Here is a 17146-nt window from a genome sequence, read left to right on the forward strand (position 1 = left end):
CGTCAGCGGTGACGCCGAAGAAAGAACCCGGCCTTCCCTCCTTGGGGGGAGGCCGGGTTCGTTCGTTGTGTCGTTCCGTCGCCGGGCCCGTTCGTGACCGGGCCGGTCGACGGGTCAGATCAAGCGGATGAGCGCGGCCGTCGCGGCGGCCACGAGGACGACGACGATGAACGGCGCGCGCAACAGGAGCGCGACGACCGCGGCGAGCGCGGCGGCGGCGCGAGCGTCGAGCACCAGCTTGCCGTGGTCACCGACGAACGCCTGAACGCACACGAGTCCCGTCAGCAACGCGACGGGGAACAGGGCGACGACGTTCGACGTCTTCTTGCCTTCGAGGTACTTCGGCGGCACGAGGTAGCCGATGAACTTGAGGACGAACGACAGGCCGCTCGCGAGCAGAACGGTGGCCCAGGTGCTCATGCGCCCGCCCCTTCCTCGGTGGCGTCGTCACTCGGCAGCGTCGGCACCTCGTCCGTGCGTGTCGACCACCACAGGCCGACCGCGATGGCCGCGACGACGGTGGCGAGCACCGGCAGGCCGGCCTGGGTGACGGGGGAGAGGCCGAGGGCGATGACGGCCGCGAGCCCGGCCGTCAGCTTGCCCTGGAGCGTGCCGAGGCGCGGCCACAGCAGGGCGAGGAACGCACCGACCGCTGCGGCGTCGAGGCCGTACTTCTTCGGATCGCCCATGGCGTTGCCCGCGATGGTGCCGACGAACGTCATGAAGTTCCAGAGCAGGTACACGCCGAAGCCGGTCCACCAGAAACCGATGCCCGACAGCTTCGCCGTCGGGCGACCGACGGCCATGGCGGCGGATTCGTCGATTGTCAATTGCGCAGCGACGACACGCTTGAGACCGCGGGGGCGCAGGATCGCGTTCAGCTGCAGGCCGTAGATGGAGTTGCGCACACCGAGGAGCGTCGAGGTCGCGACGGCGGATGCGCCCGTGCCGCCGGCACCGAGAACTCCGACGACGGCGAACTGCGAACCGCCCGAGAAGAGCAGGAGCGACAGCGCCATCGCCTGCCACGTGTTGAGGCCCGCCGCGATGGCGAGAGCCCCGAAGCTGATGCCGTAGACGCCGGTGGCGACGGCCAGTGAGATCGAGTCCTTCTTGACCGCACCCTCGTCCTCGTGGAGCGCGTCCACGGGGCCGTCGTGTCGGCCGTCCACGTCGTGTTGCCCACCGCCGTGTTGTCCATTGCCGTGTTGTCCGTGGCCGTGTTCCCCATGACCCACGGCCGGCTCGACCTCGTCGCGCCGCTCGTCGGGCGTCATGCTTCGCGCCGTTCGTACGTGACGACGGTGAAGCCATCGCGCGGGTCGCGGTCGCTCTCGCGCCAATGCTTCGGGTCGATGGTGGGGAAGTGGGCATCGCCCTCGGGCTCGAGGGGGATCTCGCTGATGAGCAGGTGTGTCACCTCGTCCATCGCGGCCTCGTAGATCTGTGCGCCACCGACGACGAAGGCGTCCTCGCCGGCGACCTCCTCGAGCGCCTCGTCGAGCGAGTGCACGACGACGACGTCGTCGCCCTTGGTGAGGTTCGGTGCGTACTCCGGGTTGCGCGTGACGACGATCGAGCGGCGGCCGGGCAACGCACCCATGCCCTCGAACGTGGTGCGCCCCATGATCATCGGGTGCCCCATCGTCGTGCGCTTGAAGTGTTTGAAGTCCTCCGGAATGTTCCAGACCATGTCTCCGTCGGCGCCGATGACGCCGTTGCGCGCGACGGCGGCGATGGATGTCAGGTGGCTCATGTCGGTTCCTTCGAACGCGCCGGGTCGGGAGCCGGCGAGGGGTGTTTCGGTGCGGTCAGACCGCGATCGGTGCCTTGATCGTGGGCTCGGCCTCGTAGCCCTCGAGGCGGATGTCGTCGAGGTCGAAGCCGTCGATGTCGCGAATCTCGGGGTTGAGCACGAGGCGCGGCAGCGGCTTCGGCGTGCGCGTCAGTTGCAGCTGCGCCTGCTCGAGGTGGTTGGAGTACAGGTGCGCGTCGCCGAGGGTGTGGACGAAGTCGCCGACCTCGAGGTCGGTCACCTGCGCCACCATGTGCGTGAGCAGCGCGTAGCTCGCGATGTTGAACGGCACCCCGAGGAACACGTCGGCGCTGCGCTGGTAGAGGCCGCACGAGAGCTTCCCGTCGGCGACGTAGAACTGGAACATCGTGTGGCACGGCGGCAGGGCCATGTCGTCGACGTCGGCGACGTTCCACGCGGAGACGATGTGGCGACGGCTGTTCGGGTTCGTCCTGATCGCCTCGACGACCTGCGCCAACTGGTCGACCTGCCGGCCGTCCGGGGTGGGCCAGCTGCGCCACTGGTGGCCGTAGATCGGGCCGAGGTCGCCGAACTCGTCGGCCCACTCGTCCCAGATCGAGATGCCGCGTTCGTGCAGCCAGCCGACGTTGGTGTCACCGCGCAGGAACCACAGAAGTTCACCGAAGACCGAACGCAGGTGAAGCTTCTTCGTCGTGGTGACGGGAAAGCCCTGCGACAGATCGAAGCGCATCTGGTGGCCGAACACGCTGCGGGTGCCGGTACCGGTGCGATCGCCCTTGACGGCGCCTTCGTCGAGGATGCGCGTGAGGAGGTCGAGATACTGCTGCACCCGGCCACTGTACGGCGCTGCCCCCACACAGCCGTGCCCGTGTCGAGTGCCGGACCGCCTCGCGCGAGGCTTCGGGCCACAGCCGGAGGCCGTGCATTAGCCTGGGGCGCATGACGACGACACCTTTCGGACGCATGGTCACGGCCATGGTCACACCGATGAAACCTGACGGCTCCATCGACTACGAGGGTGTGGCTCGCCTCGCGAACCACCTCGTCGACAACGGACACGACGGCCTCGTCGTCAACGGCACCACCGGTGAGTCCGCGACGACCACGGACGAGGAGAACGTCGAGACCGTCCGCGTCGTCGTCGACGCCGTCGGCGACCGCTGCGCCGTCACCGCAGGCGTCGGAACGAACGACACCGCACACTCGGTGCGCGCGGCCAAGGCGCTCGCGGCCGTCGGCGCCGACGCCGTGCTCGTCGTGACTCCGTACTACAACAAGCCGACGCAGGCCGGCATCGTCGAACACTTCAAAGCCGTTGTCGGTGCCACCGATCTGCCCGCGATGGCGTACGACATTCCGGGCCGCACGGGCACGCCGCTCGCGAGCGACACGATCCGTCAACTGGCCAAGATCGACCAGATGCTCGCCGTGAAGGACGCCAAGGGCGACTTCTTCGAGGCGACCAAGCTCATGAACGAGACCGACCTGCTCTGGTACTCCGGTGACGACGTCTCCAACCTCATCTGGCTCAGTCTCGGCGCCGTCGGTCTCGTCTCCGTCGTCGGACACGTCGCCGGTAACGAGTTCCGCGCCATGATCGACGCCGTGGACGCCGGCGACATGACCCGCGCCCGTGAGCTGCACACCCGGCTCATCCCGGCCATCGACGCCCTGATGAACACCTCGCAGGGCGCCATCATGGCCAAGGCCGCCATGGCCGACAAGGGTGTCATCGACAGTGACTTCATCCGCCTTCCGCTGCTGCCCGCCACGGACGACATGCGTGCGCGCCTGCGCGAAGGCCTGAGCGAATCGGGACTTTCGTGAACGACACCGCACTCGAACTGAGCGCACCGCCCGCCCTGGCCAAGAACGGCGTCCGCGTCGTCGCCCTCGGAGGCCTCGGCGAGGTCGGGCGCAACATGACCGTCGTCGAGTACGAGGGTCGACTGCTCATCATCGACTGCGGCGTGCTCTTCCCCGAGGACCACCCCGGCGTCGACCTCATCCTCCCGGACTTCGAGTACATCAAGGATCGCCTCGACGACATCGAGGCCATCGTGCTCACGCACGGCCACGAGGACCACATCGGCGCCGTGCCGTACCTGCTGCGCATGAAGAGCGACATCCCGCTCATCGGCTCGACGCTGACCCTCGCGCTCATCGAGGCGAAGCTCAAGGAGCACCGCATCCGCCCGTACACGATGGCGGTCAAGGAAGGTCAGCGCGAGCAGATCGGCCCGTTCGACTGCGAGTTCGTCGCCGTCAACCACTCCATCCCCGACGCCCTGGCCGTCTTCGTGCGCACCGGCGGCGGAACGATCCTCGGCACCGGCGACTTCAAGATGGACCAGCTGCCGCTCGACGGGCGCATCACCGACCTGCGCGCCTTCGCCCGCCTCGGTGAGGAGGGCGTCGACCTGTTCCTCACGGACTCGACGAACGCCGAGGTGCCCGGCTTCACCACGCCGGAGAAGGACATCACGCCCGCCATCGAGCGCGTCTTCGAGCGCGCCGAGCGCCGCATCATCGTGGCCTGCTTCTCCTCGCACGTGCACCGCGTCCAGCAGGTGCTCGACGCCGCCGAACTGTACGGCCGTAAGGTCGCCATGGTCGGCCGCTCCATGGTGCGCAACATGACGATCGCCGCCGACCTCGGCTACCTCAAGGTGCCCGACAACGTGCTCGTCGACGTCAAGAAGCTCGACCAGCTCGAGGACGACAAGGTCGTTCTCATCTGCACCGGCTCCCAGGGTGAGCCCATGGCCGCCCTCGCCCGCATGGCCAACCGCGACCACCGCATCGACGTCGGCCCCGGCGACACCATCCTCATGGCCAGTTCGCTCATCCCCGGCAACGAGAACGCCGTCTACGGCCTCATCAACGGCCTCATGCGCCTCGGCGCCAACGTCGTGCACAAGGGCAACGCCATGGTGCACGTCTCCGGTCACGCCTCCGCCGGCGAGTTGCTCTACTGCTACAACATCGTCAAGCCGAAGAACGTCATGCCGATCCACGGCGAATGGCGCCACCTCGTGGCCAACGGCAAGCTCGCCGCAGCCACCGGAGTGCCCGCCGAGCAGGTGCTCCTCGCCGAGAACGGCGTCGTCGTCGACCTCGTCGACGGCAAGGCCGCCATCACCGGCGCCGTGCCCGTCGGTTACGTCTACGTCGACGGCTCCCTCGTCGGCACCACCGACGAAGACATGCTCAAGGACCGCCGCGTCCTGCGCGACGAAGGCTTCATCACCATCACCGTCGTCCGCAACGCCTCCACCGGAGAGATCGTCGCCGGCCCCGACATCCGCACCCGCGGATTCGCCGAAGGCGACGAGGTGTTCGAACGCATCCGCCCCAAGATCGAACAGGCGCTCGCCGACGCCCGCGGCAAGGGCATCACCGACACCCACCAGCTCCAGCAGGTCATCCGCCGCACCGTCGGCGGCTTCGTCGGCGGCAAGCTGCGCCGCCGGCCGATGATCATTCCGATTGTTCTGAACGCGTAGCCGGCACTTCGCGCCGGCGGAGCGTTCAGAACAATCGGTCGCGGTGTGGTGTTCGCGCGCAGGGTTGGGCCTCGCAAGCTCGGCCTTCCCTGCGCGTGAAACCACACCGCTGCATTGTTCGGTGCGCCTTCCGGCCAGGCCCTGGCGGGCCTGTCTCGGTGCGACACACGGCCGTCCACTTCTCGGGGTGGGCAGCTTTCGTATGGCTGTCACCAGCCCGTGGTCGGCGCAATTTCCGCCCGCCAAGCCATGGCGGCGTCTGGGTAGTCACTTGACGGTCGGACGCGGGCCCGGGCAACCGGGCGTGTTGGTGCCCTTCTCGGCACTCCTTCCGGGCACCCTCCGGGCAAGGCCATTGCGAATGACTCGGGCCGCCGGTCCCCAGAACCGGCGGCCCGAGCCGTCCGTCACCAGGGGCGGGGCTCGCTCAGATCCCGCTCGTCACCCACCGGTGCCCAGCCGATGCCCGGCGTGTGCACGTACTCGAACGCCGGCCCGCGCTCCACGAGCGCACGCACCGCCGCGACGAGACGGTGCGCATGCTCCACCGTCGTCGCGAGGCCGATAGAGGCGCGCACCGCCGTAGCGCCCTTGCCGAGCCGCTTGTCACACAACAGATGCGCACAGAAGCGGCCGTCGCGCACCGCAATGCCGTGCTCGTCCGCGAGCACCTGAGCCACGAGCGTCGGATCGTACCCGTCGACCGTGAACGTCGTGACGCCGACACCGTCGACAGGCTCCTCGTCGGAGCCGAGCACGTGAAGAATCTCCACACCTGGCAGCGCGCTCAAGCCGTCGCGGATGATGCCGTGAACGCGGTGCTCGTGGTTCTCGATCGCGTGACGGTGAGCGCGCAGCTTCGCCGCGGCCGCCGCGAGAGCGATAGCGCCGACGGCGTTCGGCGTGCCGCCCTCGTGCCGTGCCGGGCCCTCGGACCACACGACGTCGTCCGTTGTCACCCGCTTGCTCGCACCGCCGGCCGGAAGGTACGGATCGGCTGCATCAAGCCAGTCTGCGCGACCCGCGAGAACGCCGGCGCCGTACGGGGCATACATCTTGTGACCCGAGAACGCGACGTAGTCGACGCCCCACGCGGCGACGTCGATGACGCGGTGCGGAGCCAGCTGCGCCGCATCGACGACCGACCGTGCCCCGTGGGAGCGCGCGACGGCGGCCAGTTCACCGATCGGCCAGATCTCCCCGGTCACGTTGCACGCGCCCGTGATGACGACGAGCGCGGGCGCATCCGACGTCGCGCGGAAGCGGGAGAGCGCGGCGTCGACGGTGGCGATCGCAGCCTCGGGGGAGGACGGCACCGACAGTCGCGTCGTGCGCTCGGCGGGCCAGGGGAGGAGCGCCGCGTGGTGCACGGATTCGAAGACGAAGACCTGAGCGTTGTCGGGCAGGACGTGGGCGAGCAGAGCCAGCGCATCCGTGGTGTTGCGCGTGAAGACGACGTGGCTGTCCTCGCCGAGACCGACGAAGTGCGCCACCTCCGAACGCGCCTCCTCGAACCAGCCGGTCGTCAGACGCGAGGCGTACCCCGCCCCGCGATGAACCGAGCCGTAGGTGCGCAGGATGCGCTCCGCAGCCTCGGCAACGCCCACGAGGGCCGGAGCAGTGGCACCGTGATCGAGGTTCGCGAACTCGACAACCGTGTGGTGCAAGGTCGGCACACCGACGCCGTCCGAGACGGTTGCAGGGGTGGCCCGGGCGCTCGCCCGAACAGCAGAGAGGGAAGCGGGCAACGACTTCGGCTGACGGGTCGCAGCGAGCGTCGAAAGGACAGAACTCATGAGGAGACTCCTTCGTCAGGGGTCCGCCCGACGAGAAGCGTCGCGAACCCGCACTTGCTGCGTGCGGTCGCACGCAGCCAGGTCGTCACCCGGAGCACCCCACCGCGGTGGAGGGTTGCCGTCCAGCAAGCCGGGGCTGTGCGCTGGAACTCGTGACCAGGCAACACCGTGACACGCGACTCCTCGAACCGTCCACGAATGTGCCCGAGGTCGCCCGGATGGTGAGATGCGACTCGCTGTTCACGCCGCCCCTCGGGGCCGCCAGATCGTCGCGAGGTCCCCGGCGTGGGGCCGAAGAACTGCGCGCCTTCTCCCGTAATCTGGCCGGGTGGCGACACGGAAAACACCCCCGAACGACAGCGTTCTCGTAGCGAAGAAGAGTGCCCCGAACAGTCGGAGCACCACCTCCTCGCGCGCCCGCACCACCCCGGCGAAGAACGCGCCCCGCAAGCAGGCGCCCTCCAAGAGCGCGCCCGGCAAGGGGCGCGGTTCGAGCTCGGCTCAGCAGGGCCCGTCGGCCTCCAGCCGTGCCGCTCGTGGCGCCTGGATGGGGGTTTCCCACGTCGCCGGAGGCGCCGTGCGTCGTGTCGGCGCCAGCGCCGCCGAACTCGAGCCGGAGCACCGTCGCGACGGCATCGGCTTCTTCCTCCTCGCCCTCGGCATCGTTGTCGCGGCGCGCGAGTGGTGGAACCTGCCCGGCATGTTCGGTGACATCGTCCACGCCGTCGCCGCGGGAACGTTCGGTGTCATCGCCTACGTCCTGCCTGTCGTGTTCATCGGCATGGGTCTGCACATGTTCCGCCACCCGCGCGGCCACCAGCCCACCCACCGCATGTCGATCGGTCTCGGCATCCTCGCCCTCGGCTCCACCGGTATCGCTCACCTCGTCGGCGGACGCCCGGCCGCGGGTGACGTCGACGCCGTGCGTGACGCCGGCGGAGTGCTCGGCGTCATCTCCGGTGGCCCGCTGGCCGCAGGCCTGACGCTCTGGGGCGCCGGCGTCATCCTCGGCCTCGTGTCGTTCTTCGGTTTCCTCGTGCTGACGCGCACGCCGGTCAACCGCATCCCTCAGCGTCTGCGTGAGGTTGAGGCCACGATCTTCGGCGGTCACGCTCCGACCGAGGAGCGCGACTACGCCCAGCGCGACGCCGTCGCCGACGACCTGCACGGCGCCGACATCGGCAACCGTGCGCGCGGCGGAGCACCCCGCCGCGCCGCCGACGTGCACCACGGCGACGAGCCGTACGAGCAGGCAGCAGAGGTCGTCGGCCGCGGTCCGCGCGGTCGCGGGCGTGGCTCGCGCAAGACCCTCGGTCGTCAGCGCGGCGAGCAGCAGATCTACGACATCGACACGATCGAAGGCGGCGACCCGGCGGACGGCTCCGCCGACGAGGGCGAGCGCGCCACGTCGGCCGGCGCGGCAGCCCTGGCTCGGGCCCGCGGCTCGCGTGCGACCACGTCACGCCCGGCCACCACGGACGAGGCCGACACCGCCACCGTCGAGACGGCCGGTGGCTCCAAGCAGCGTCCGGGCGAATCGCCCAAGGCCGCCGCAGCCCGCCAGGAGACGGCGCAGCGCCCGGCCGCCGAGGTGCCTCAACGTCAGGTCGAGGCTCAGCCGACGGAGCAGCTCCCACAGCGCGTCGAGCAGCTCGCCCTCGCCGGCGACATCACGTACACGCTGCCCGAGTCGACCCTCCTCGAGGAGGGCACGCCGCCCAAGGAGCGTTCGGCCGCGAACGACCGCGTCGTCGACGCGCTCACCGAGGTGCTCGACCAGTTCGGCATCGACGCCGTTGTCTCCGGTTTCACCCGCGGCCCGACGGTCACGCGTTACGAGGTCGAGCTCGGCCCCGGCGTGAAGGTTGACCGCGTCACGGGTCTGAGCAAGAACATCGCCTACGCCGTGGCCAGCGCCGACGTGCGCATCCTGTCGCCCATCCCGGGCAAGAAGGCCATCGGTATCGAGATCCCGAACGCCGACAAGGAACTTGTCAGCCTCGGTGACGTGCTGCGCAGCCAGGCGGCCCGCAACAATCACCACCCGATGGTCATGGGTGTCGGTAAGGACGTCGAGGGTGGCTACGTCGTGGCCAACCTCGCGAAGATGCCGCACATGCTCGTCGCCGGTGCCACCGGTGCCGGTAAGTCGAGCTTCGTCAACTCGATGATCACCTCACTCCTCATGCGGGCCACGCCCGAAGAGGTGCGCATGGTGCTCGTCGACCCCAAGCGCGTCGAGCTGACGGCGTACGAGGGCATCCCGCACCTCATCACGCCGATCATCACGAACCCGAAGAAGGCCGCCGAGGCTCTCGAGTGGGTCGTGCGCGAGATGGACGCGCGCTACGACGACCTCGCCGCGTTCGGCTACAAGCACATCGACGAGTTCAACAAGGCCGTGCGTGCGGGCAAGGTGACCCTCCCGCCGGACAGCAAGCGCAAGCTCGCGCCGTACCCGTACCTCCTCGTCGTCGTCGACGAGTTGGCGGACCTCATGCTCGTCGCGCCGCGTGACGTCGAGGCCTCGATCCAGCGCATCACGCAGCTCGCGCGTGCCGCCGGTATCCACCTCATCCTCGCGACGCAGCGCCCGTCGGTCGATGTCGTCACCGGCATCATCAAGGCCAACGTGCCGTCGCGTCTGGCGTTCGCGACTTCGTCGCTCGCCGATAGCCGCGTCGTGCTCGACCAGCCCGGCGCCGAGAAGCTCCTCGGTCAGGGTGACGCGCTCTTCCTCCCGATGGGCACGAGCAAGCCGATGCGTGTGCAGGGCGCGTGGGTCAACGAGTCGGAGATCCACGGCGTCGTCGCGCACGTCAAGGCTCAGCTCGCGCCCAACTACCGCGAGGACGTTCAGCAGACGGCGCCCAAGAAGGAGATCGACGAGGACATCGGTGACGACCTCGACGTCTTGCTGCAGGCGGCCGAGCTCGTCATCACGACGCAGTTCGGTTCGACCTCGATGCTGCAGCGCAAGCTGCGCGTCGGCTTCGCCAAGGCCGGTCGCCTCATGGATCTGCTCGAATCGCGAGCCATCGTCGGCCCGTCCGAGGGGTCGAAGGCGCGCGACGTCCTCGTCAAACCCGAGGATCTGCCGACGACGCTGGCCCTCCTCAAGGGCGAGGACGTGCCGGAGCCGGACGGTGCTGGCGACGGCCCCGTCGACCTTGTGGCCCAGTCACAGGACGCGATCCCCGCCCAGGGGGAGCAGTACTACGACGGGCACGACGGCGGTGACGGTAGTGAGGACGCCTGGGAGCTGACGCAGCACGGTCGCTGAGGTCGCCAGGTCGGCGGCGCCAGCCTGATGGAGGAGTCCCTGCATCCCGGATCATCGGGATGCAGGGACTTTTGTGTCCCGGACGGTCCCGTGTGGCGTCCGAGGTGGTAGTTGCGATACAGGTGTCGTGTCCCAGTATGTGGATTCTGCTTGTGGGTGGCGCGACCAGCCAGTTGACTGCATTCATCCCATCCAGAGCGGCCGAGAGATCTGGCTCGTCGACGCCGCAGCAACCGACCCTCGCGGAACGGTGCTCACGCCAGAAGCGATGGAGTTGATTCTCATGTCGGAACACCGCGTTTCGTCTTTTCGTGCCTGCCGACGTCGGACGGTTGATTTGATGCGCCGTCGCGTCAGTGCATGTCGCTGAAGAACGCACGACGATCTCAACGCCTCCGTGGGCGCGACCCTCGCGACTTTCGACTCTCGGGTCGTAGCCCGCCCATGCCCGAGATGCCGTCCGGTCGGATCACCGATTGTCGATGTGACCCGGTACGTCGTACGCGCGCTAGACGCCCTTCCCCGCTCACTGATCAAGAGATGAGTTTCATGTTGCCCACAGCACCACCTCACACCGAGATCGTTGTCTCGGTGGTGAAGCCCGATCTTCGTCCCGTGTTTCGCCGCGCGGTCTCGAGCGTCTGGGTCATCACGACTGCCGGGGAGGCAGGGCCGGTCGGCTTGACCGCTTTGTCTGTCCACTCGGTTTCGGTCGACCCACCCCTCGTGTCCTTCAACATCAGTCGCACGTCTCACTCGCTGGCTTCAATCGTGCGAACCGGACGTGTCGCCCTCCACCTTCTCGACGAGAACCAAGGGCAGCTCATGACCCGATTCGCCGGCCCGCGTGAGGCCCGGTTTCAGGACGACGGTCTCTGGTCGTGGGACAGGACCGGTCTGCCGCGACTCACGGACGTCGCAGCTCGATTGACAGCCACGGTCCGTGATGCCCATGAGGCGGGAGACAGCTGCCTCATCGTCGCCGAGGTGGATAGCGCCGAGCACGTCGCAGATCGCGGTCCGCTTGCCCACCACAACGGAGCGCATCACAGCGTCTCGCCCTCAGTGTCACGAACGACGAACGGAGTCCGATGATGAGCACGTCCACGAACCAGCCGACCTTCCACTGGTTCCTACCGACCTCCGGCGACTCGCGTGGAATTGTCTCTGGAGGTCATGGGGCCGCGGTCGAGGGCACTGATCGAACCCGTGAACCGTCCGCGGGCTACCTGCGTCAGGTGGCACAGGCGGCGGAGGCCAACGGTTTCGAATCCGTCCTGACGCCAACGGGTCTGTGGTGCCAGGACTCCTGGCTCATGGCCGCTGCGCTTTCCCAGCACACTGAGCGGCTGAAGTTTCTCGTCGCCTTCCGCCCAGGGTCCGTCTCGCCGACTCTGGCAGCGCAAATGGCCACCACCTTCCAGACCATCACTGACGGTCGACTCCACGTCAACATCGTCACCGGGGGAGAATCGTCCGAGCAGCGGGCGTTCGGCGACTTCCTCGGCAAGGACGCCCGATATGCGCGGACCGGAGAGTTCCTCGACGTCGTGAGTCGGTTGTGGGATTGCGAGGATTCGTTCGACTATCGCGGCGAACACCTGGTGGTGGAACAAGCGCGACTCTCGCGGACGCCGACCCCGCGTCCCGAGGTCTTCTTCGGCGGATCTTCGCCAGCCGCACTCGAGATCGCGGCCCGCCACGCCGACGTGTACCTCACCTGGGGGGAGCCGCCGGCACAGGCCAAGGAGAAGATCGACCGAGTCCGCGAACTGGCCGCCCGGCAGGGCCGCACTGTGCGATTCGGTATTCGGTTGCACACGATCTCCCGAGACACATCCGCCGAGGCCTGGGCGGTCGCGGAAGGGCTACTCAAGCGCATCCCCGCGGAACTCATCGAACGTCAGCAGGACGCGCTGCGTCGGTCGGAATCCGAAGGGCAGCGGCGCATGCTCGCGCTGAACGGAGGGACCACTGCCGATTTGGAGATCTACCCCGGGCTCTGGGCTGGCGTGGGGCTGGTGCGCGGTGGAGCCGGAACGTCGCTGGTCGGTTCACATGCTGAGGTCGCAGACCTGATTCGGCAGTACCGCGACGTCGGCTTTGACGATTTCGTGTTGTCCGGATACCCGTGCCTGGAGGAGGCCTACTGGTTCGGTGAGGGGGTGCGCCCACGGGTGGAGGCGGTCCCGGCGGAAGAGCATTCGCACGACCGAGCCGTGAGCTGAGGATCTTTCTCGAATTCGAGGGTTTGCACCGGCCAGGTCGTGGCCACTGACCTGGCCGGCATTCTTTCCGCAATTGCATAAGCAAATGTTTGACAAATCATAATGAAAACCTATGAGGAGTGACTCATGAACGTGACGAGCAGCACAGCTCGGGCGTCGACGGCGGCAGCTGTTGCTTCGCCGGGATCGGCCGACGACACCTTGCCTGCCCGAGTGCGCTTAGGCAGCGCTGGCTCCAACGCGCGCCGTAGGAGGCGGCGGAATCTCATCCGCAGTGATCACGAGCCGCCGAGTTGGGAGGTGCGGGCTCTGAGCCCGCTGGCAATCATCGCGGTGTGGCAATCCGTGAGTGTCATCGGTTGGTTGCCGCAGGACGTTCTCGCACCGCCATCCCGGGTCCTCTCAACGCTGGGGTCGCTGATCTCCGACGGCACGCTCACAACTGCCCTCAGCGTCTCGGTGCAGCGTGCCGGGTTCGGATTCGCACTGGGGTCGCTCATTGCCTTGGGTGCAGCGCTCCCGGTGGGCCTGACGCGTACCGGTGAGGCGATTATCGATCCGCCGATGCAGATGCTCAGGACTCTGCCCCTGCTGGGGCTGGTTCCGTTGTTCATCGTCTGGTTCGGGATCGGGGAAGCGCCGAAGATCCTCCTGGTGGCGCTCGGGGTGTGCGTGCCGTTGTACCTCAACGCGGTAGGTGCGCTTCGATCCATCGACTCCGATCTGTACGAGCTCGCCGACGCGCTGGACCTCACGGCGTGGCAGCGCTTTAGGCACGTCATTATTCCCGGTGCCCTGCCCGGAACCCTGGTGGGCGTCCGGCAAGCTCTCGCCTTCGCTTGGTTGGCCCTCATCGTTGCAGAGCAGATGAGCGCGACGGCCGGACTCGGCTTCATGATCAACAACGCCCGCGACTTCATGCAGACCGACACCATCGTCGTGGGCCTGCTCACCTACGCCGCCCTCGGGCTCATCACGGACGCCGCCGTCCGGGTGGCGGAACGCCGCGCCCTGCGGTGGCGAACGGAAGGAACGTCACAATGAGCGACAACCAGTCGAAGCACCCTGGTGGGCCCACCGATCGGTGGACGTCCCCGGGACTGGACGGCCGAAAGGGCCTTGCCGTCCATCTCGAGTCCGTCTCGAGGCGATTCGGGGACAACGTCGTCCTTGATGACCTCGACCTCGACATCCCCGCCGGGCAGTTCGTTGCGGTCCTGGGACGGTCGGGCGCGGGCAAGTCGACCCTGCTGCGCCTCCTGGCCGGTCTCGATCGCGGCGAGGTCTCTGGGGCGGTGGGCACGAGCGAGCGTGTGTCCGTCGTGTTCCAGGACGCGCGGTTGTTGCCGTGGGAGGACGTCGCTGCGAACGTGCGGCTAGGCGCACAAAGTATGGGTGTCAACGGGGCGGAACTGGACGCGAGGATCACGCAGACGCTCGCAGAGGTGGGGCTCGGCGACAGGGCCCGCGCCTGGCCGCGTGCCCTGTCGGGTGGACAACGACAACGTGTCGCTCTTGCGCGGGCACTCGTCACCGCACCCGACCTCCTGCTCCTCGACGAACCGTTTAGTGCCCTGGACGCCTTCACGCGTCAGGAGGCGCAGGATCTGGTCGTCCGCCTCTGGCAACGTCACGGACCGGCTGTCGTGATGGTTACGCACGATGTCCGTGAAGCGGTGCTCTTGGCCGATCGGGTCGTTGTACTCAACGAGGGCACAGTGGTTGCGGATCGCACGGTGGACCTGCCCCGTCCGAGGCGACGTGAGGACGCGGAAGTCAACGCCCTCGTCGCGGGTCTGACGGCGGATCTCGACAAGGCTCGAGCTCTGACCGCGCAGGCCCAGCCGCAGGGGAGTTCCTCCTCGGCTGCGGGCGACCGTTCGAGTTGGACACGGCGTGGCGTCTTGGCCGGGGGTCTTCTGGGAGCGTCGGCGCTGGTGGGATTCACCCGCCCCTCGGATGCTTCCCGCACCGCGACGGTGCGTGTCGCACAAGGCGGATCGGCGCGTGGCGCCACGCTCCGAGTCGCCGTCCAAACCGACGGAGTACGATCCCTGCTGCGCGCGTCCGGCCAGCTCGACGACACGCCGTACACGATCGAGTTCTCGCAGTTCACCTACGGGATGGCCATCGTCGAAGCTCTCCAGGCTGGCAAGGTGGACGTCGGCGGAGTCGGGTCGACCCCGCCAATCTTCGGAGCAGCGGCGGGCTCGGGATTCCGCATCGTGGCAACGACCGCGTTGCGGAACCATCGCGACTCATCCGTCCTCGTGAAGAAGCACTCGGGTTTGTCCACCGCCGCCGATCTGCGGGGCAAGCGGATCACGGTGCCCAAGGGCAGCTCGGCTCACGGGTTGCTTCTGAATTTCCTGCACCGAGGTGGTGTGAAACCGTCCGAGGTCACCTTTGTCTACCTTCCGCCGGCCGACGGTGCGGCCGCTTTCACCCGCGGAGATGCGGACGCGTGGGTCATCTGGGAGCCGTTTGTCACCCAACAGCTCCGCAGCGGGGCGCGGGCCATCGGAGGCGGTCCCCCGGACGAGGCTGGGCTGAACTTTTCGCTCGCGTCGACCGATACGCTCGGGGACGCCGATCGGGTGGCCGCCTTGCGCGATTACCTTCGACGTCTGCAGAAGGCCTATGCCTGGGGAGCAACACACCTCGACGCCTACGCCCGGGCCTGGTCCCAGGAATCCCGGCTGCCGCTGTCCGTCACCCGATCCGCGATCTCGCATAAGAAGACCGATCAACGTCCGGTCACGGCAGCTGACATCCGGCTCGAACAGACGCTCGCCGATCGGTTGTTCGAGGACAAGGTCATCCCGAAGAAGGTCCATTTCACCGACATCGTCGAAACGGGTCTGATGCGGTGAGCTCAGGCGTGTCGACCACCTGACTCCCGTGACCGCGCGAATCGCGTGACCGCGGGAGTCAGGTGGCGTGTCGACCGCTCACTACACTCCGTTGTCACGCTCCGTTATTCGCGCGCCGAGTCGGTGAGGGCGTCGGCCCGATCACCGTCTCCAGCCTCAGGCCGGGCCGCGGCCACCTCAGCGATGATCTCCTCCATCGCCTCGGTGATGGCCTGCGAGCCGCTGACCGGACCCGCCAGCAGGTACCGGTCCGGCCCGAGCGCGACCAGGGTCGGCGTGCCGGATCCGAACATCTGCAGCAGGGCGTTGTGCTCGTCGATGAGGATGCTCTTGGGCGCGTAGCCCTGCTCCTGCAATGGCTGCAGATGGGATTCGTGCGTGACGACAAGTCGGACGGGGATGCCGCGCAGCTGCGCCTCCCAGCCCTGCGCCTGCTCGATGACGGGCAGGCAGGAGCCGCAACCAGGGCTGACCATGAGCAGGACGACCGGGCCGGAATCGGCCATGGAGATCATCGAGACGCGGTTGCCCTCGCCGTCGGCCAACAGGGCGAAGGGGGTGGGGCGCCGCTCGTAGTCCTCGATGCCGTCGTCCGCGACCTCAGCCAGCGGGGTGGTCGTCAGGGAGGTGCTGGTGTAGTCGAAGGTGGGGTCTTCCGTCACCATCGTGCCGGTCGTGACGGTAGGCGTCGCCACCTTGTTCATGGCGGGCTCCTGATGGGCAGCAATGTCGTCCATGAATGACGCGACGGCGGGGCCGCCGATGGCCGGCCCAGCGGCGATCAGGTCGTCGGTGCCGAGGAGGAGGGCCGTCGGCGTCCCGCCTCGAACCATCTGCGTGAAGGTGGCCTGTGGGTCGAAGTAGACCTCGAAATCCTGCGGGTCGATGAGGCCGTGGTAGGTATCCGTGGCGAACGAGGGCAGGACGATCACCGTGCGCACGTGCGGCACGGTGTGCTGCCAGGCGCGGACCTTTTCAATGACGCTGACACAGGATCCGCAGCTGGGGGACACGACGAAGACTGCCGCGGGGCGCCCTGTCGGCAGGTCTCGCAGCGCGATCGTCGTGCCGTCTACCGTCTCGAGCGCAACGAAGGGCGTAGGCGCGCGGAGGTACTCGCCGTCCGCGGACGGCGCAGCCGCGTTGACGGCACCGGCCTCTCCGCGGTGCCCAGCAATAAGCCACGTGAGGACGACGGCGGCGAGGACGCCCGCCAGCCAACACCACTGGCCACCGTCGAAGTTGGCGAGCCGGGCCGCGATGCTGCGGTGCACCGCGGCGTCCACCAGCGTCAGGGCTGCGAGGCCGACCAGGAGGAGGTTACGGACGGCGGTGAAAACATCGACGCCACCGAGGCCGAGTTTGCCGAAGCAGGAGCACTGCACGGGCTCGCCAAACGTCAGGGCGCGAACAATGACGACCGTGTATGCGATGAACAGCAGGACGGCGGCAACGGCGGCAAGCAGCTGCAGCCAGCCCCAGGCGAACACCAGCACGACGGCCAACGCGAGTTCGCCGAATGGCAGCAGAGCGGGCGCCTTGATCTTCCGCAGGATGACAGGGAGACGGAGGCTGATGAAGGCCTCATCCGCCGTGGAGCGGGCAGCAAGCTTCGCGCAACCGGAGACGGTGAGCACGAGCACGAGCAGGATCGCAGGGACAGTCGAGGGGGCGTCATACACG

Annotated in this window: 13 protein-coding genes and 2 riboswitches; of the genes, 7 read left to right on the forward strand and 6 right to left on the reverse strand. The window is 67.9% G+C overall.

Annotated elements, in window-relative coordinates:
* Positions 1-114 precede the first annotated feature (114 nt).
* From AA983_RS06145 to AA983_RS06160, 4 genes are all read right to left on the reverse strand, one after another.
* The gene (locus AA983_RS06145) at positions 115-420 is read right to left on the reverse strand and encodes an AzlD domain-containing protein (protein ID WP_047311385.1); all 306 of its coding nucleotides are present in this window, start codon (positions 418-420) and stop codon (positions 115-117) included.
* Positions 417-1172, reverse strand: coding sequence for an AzlC family ABC transporter permease (locus AA983_RS06150; RefSeq protein ID WP_047311671.1), 756 nt, complete (start codon positions 1170-1172; stop codon positions 417-419). The genes AA983_RS06145 and AA983_RS06150 overlap by 4 nt, the downstream gene beginning before the upstream one ends.
* A 101-nt stretch (positions 1173-1273) precedes the next feature.
* Entirely contained in the window at positions 1274-1756 is a 483-nt protein-coding gene (locus AA983_RS06155; RefSeq protein WP_047311386.1) for a dihydrofolate reductase, read from the reverse strand.
* 55 nt (positions 1757-1811) lie between these two features.
* A complete protein-coding gene (locus tag AA983_RS06160) occupies positions 1812-2606 on the reverse strand; it encodes a thymidylate synthase (RefSeq protein WP_047311387.1) in 795 nt (264 codons plus the stop codon).
* Positions 2607-2716: 110 nt separating this feature from the next.
* Between AA983_RS06160 and dapA the strand changes: the two genes are divergently transcribed.
* Positions 2717-3604, forward strand: coding sequence for a 4-hydroxy-tetrahydrodipicolinate synthase (dapA, locus tag AA983_RS06165; RefSeq protein ID WP_047311388.1), 888 nt, complete (start codon positions 2717-2719; stop codon positions 3602-3604).
* On the forward strand, positions 3601-5283 hold the full coding sequence (locus AA983_RS06170; RefSeq protein WP_047311389.1) for a ribonuclease J: 1683 nt from the start codon (positions 3601-3603) through the stop codon (positions 5281-5283). Before dapA ends, AA983_RS06170 begins: the two co-directional genes overlap by 4 nt.
* A 407-nt stretch (positions 5284-5690) precedes the next feature.
* Here AA983_RS06170 and AA983_RS06175 read toward each other — a convergent pair whose 3' ends face one another.
* Complete coding sequence (locus AA983_RS06175; RefSeq protein ID WP_052946939.1) at positions 5691-7079, reverse strand: aminotransferase class V-fold PLP-dependent enzyme; 1389 nt, start codon at positions 7077-7079, stop codon at positions 5691-5693.
* A gap of 45 nt (positions 7080-7124) precedes the next feature.
* Positions 7125-7237: riboswitch (SAM riboswitch) on the reverse strand.
* Positions 7238-7626: 389 nt separating this feature from the next.
* Between AA983_RS06175 and AA983_RS06185 the strand changes: the two genes are divergently transcribed.
* The 5 genes from AA983_RS06185 (at position 7627) to AA983_RS15160 (ending at position 15463) form a co-directional block, all read left to right on the forward strand.
* The gene (locus AA983_RS06185; RefSeq protein WP_047311391.1) at positions 7627-10362 is read left to right on the forward strand and encodes a DNA translocase FtsK; all 2736 of its coding nucleotides are present in this window, start codon (positions 7627-7629) and stop codon (positions 10360-10362) included.
* Between the two features lie 185 nt (positions 10363-10547).
* A riboswitch (SAM riboswitch) is annotated at positions 10548-10637 on the forward strand.
* A 274-nt stretch (positions 10638-10911) separates the two neighbouring features.
* Positions 10912-11457: a flavin reductase family protein gene (locus tag AA983_RS15985; protein WP_225911324.1), complete on the forward strand. Its 546-nt coding sequence runs from the start codon at positions 10912-10914 to the stop codon at positions 11455-11457.
* The gene (locus tag AA983_RS06200; RefSeq protein WP_047311673.1) at positions 11457-12590 is read left to right on the forward strand and encodes an LLM class flavin-dependent oxidoreductase; all 1134 of its coding nucleotides are present in this window, start codon (positions 11457-11459) and stop codon (positions 12588-12590) included. Before AA983_RS15985 ends, AA983_RS06200 begins: the two co-directional genes overlap by 1 nt.
* Positions 12591-12716: 126 nt before the next feature.
* The gene (locus tag AA983_RS06205) at positions 12717-13634 is read left to right on the forward strand and encodes an ABC transporter permease (RefSeq protein WP_082128758.1); all 918 of its coding nucleotides are present in this window, start codon (positions 12717-12719) and stop codon (positions 13632-13634) included.
* Positions 13631-15463, forward strand: a complete 1833-nt coding sequence (locus AA983_RS15160) for an ATP-binding cassette domain-containing protein (protein ID WP_082128759.1) — start codon at positions 13631-13633, stop codon at positions 15461-15463. Before AA983_RS06205 ends, AA983_RS15160 begins: the two co-directional genes overlap by 4 nt.
* 104 nt (positions 15464-15567) lie before the next feature.
* On the opposite strand, the gene AA983_RS06215 is transcribed toward AA983_RS15160, so the two are convergent.
* Positions 15568-17145 (reverse strand): MauE/DoxX family redox-associated membrane protein, encoded by a 1578-nt coding sequence (locus AA983_RS06215; RefSeq protein WP_047311395.1) that lies wholly within the window; start codon positions 17143-17145, stop codon positions 15568-15570.
* Between the last annotated feature and the right edge of the window lies 1 nt (position 17146).

It is taken from the genome of Dermacoccus sp. PE3, from assembly GCF_001021715.1.
GTDB lineage: Bacteria > Actinomycetota > Actinomycetes > Actinomycetales > Dermatophilaceae > Dermacoccus > Dermacoccus abyssi.

Excerpts from the sequence above, each read along its gene's own strand:
- dapA (WP_047311388.1), top strand. The coding sequence starts at position 2,717 with ATGACGACGACACCTTTCGGACGCATGGTCACGGCCATGGTCACACCG.
- AA983_RS06175 (WP_052946939.1), bottom strand. The coding sequence starts at position 7,079 with ATGAGTTCTGTCCTTTCGACGCTCGCTGCGACCCGTCAGCCGAAGTCG.
- AA983_RS06200 (WP_047311673.1), top strand. The coding sequence starts at position 11,457 with ATGAGCACGTCCACGAACCAGCCGACCTTCCACTGGTTCCTACCGACC.
- AA983_RS06205 (WP_082128758.1), top strand. The coding sequence starts at position 12,717 with ATGAACGTGACGAGCAGCACAGCTCGGGCGTCGACGGCGGCAGCTGTT.
- AA983_RS15160 (WP_082128759.1), top strand. The coding sequence starts at position 13,631 with ATGAGCGACAACCAGTCGAAGCACCCTGGTGGGCCCACCGATCGGTGG.
- AA983_RS06185 (WP_047311391.1), top strand. The coding sequence starts at position 7,627 with ATGGGGGTTTCCCACGTCGCCGGAGGCGCCGTGCGTCGTGTCGGCGCC.
- AA983_RS06145 (WP_047311385.1), bottom strand. The coding sequence starts at position 420 with ATGAGCACCTGGGCCACCGTTCTGCTCGCGAGCGGCCTGTCGTTCGTC.
- AA983_RS06155 (WP_047311386.1), bottom strand. The coding sequence starts at position 1,756 with ATGAGCCACCTGACATCCATCGCCGCCGTCGCGCGCAACGGCGTCATC.
- AA983_RS15985 (WP_225911324.1), top strand. The coding sequence starts at position 10,912 with ATGTTGCCCACAGCACCACCTCACACCGAGATCGTTGTCTCGGTGGTG.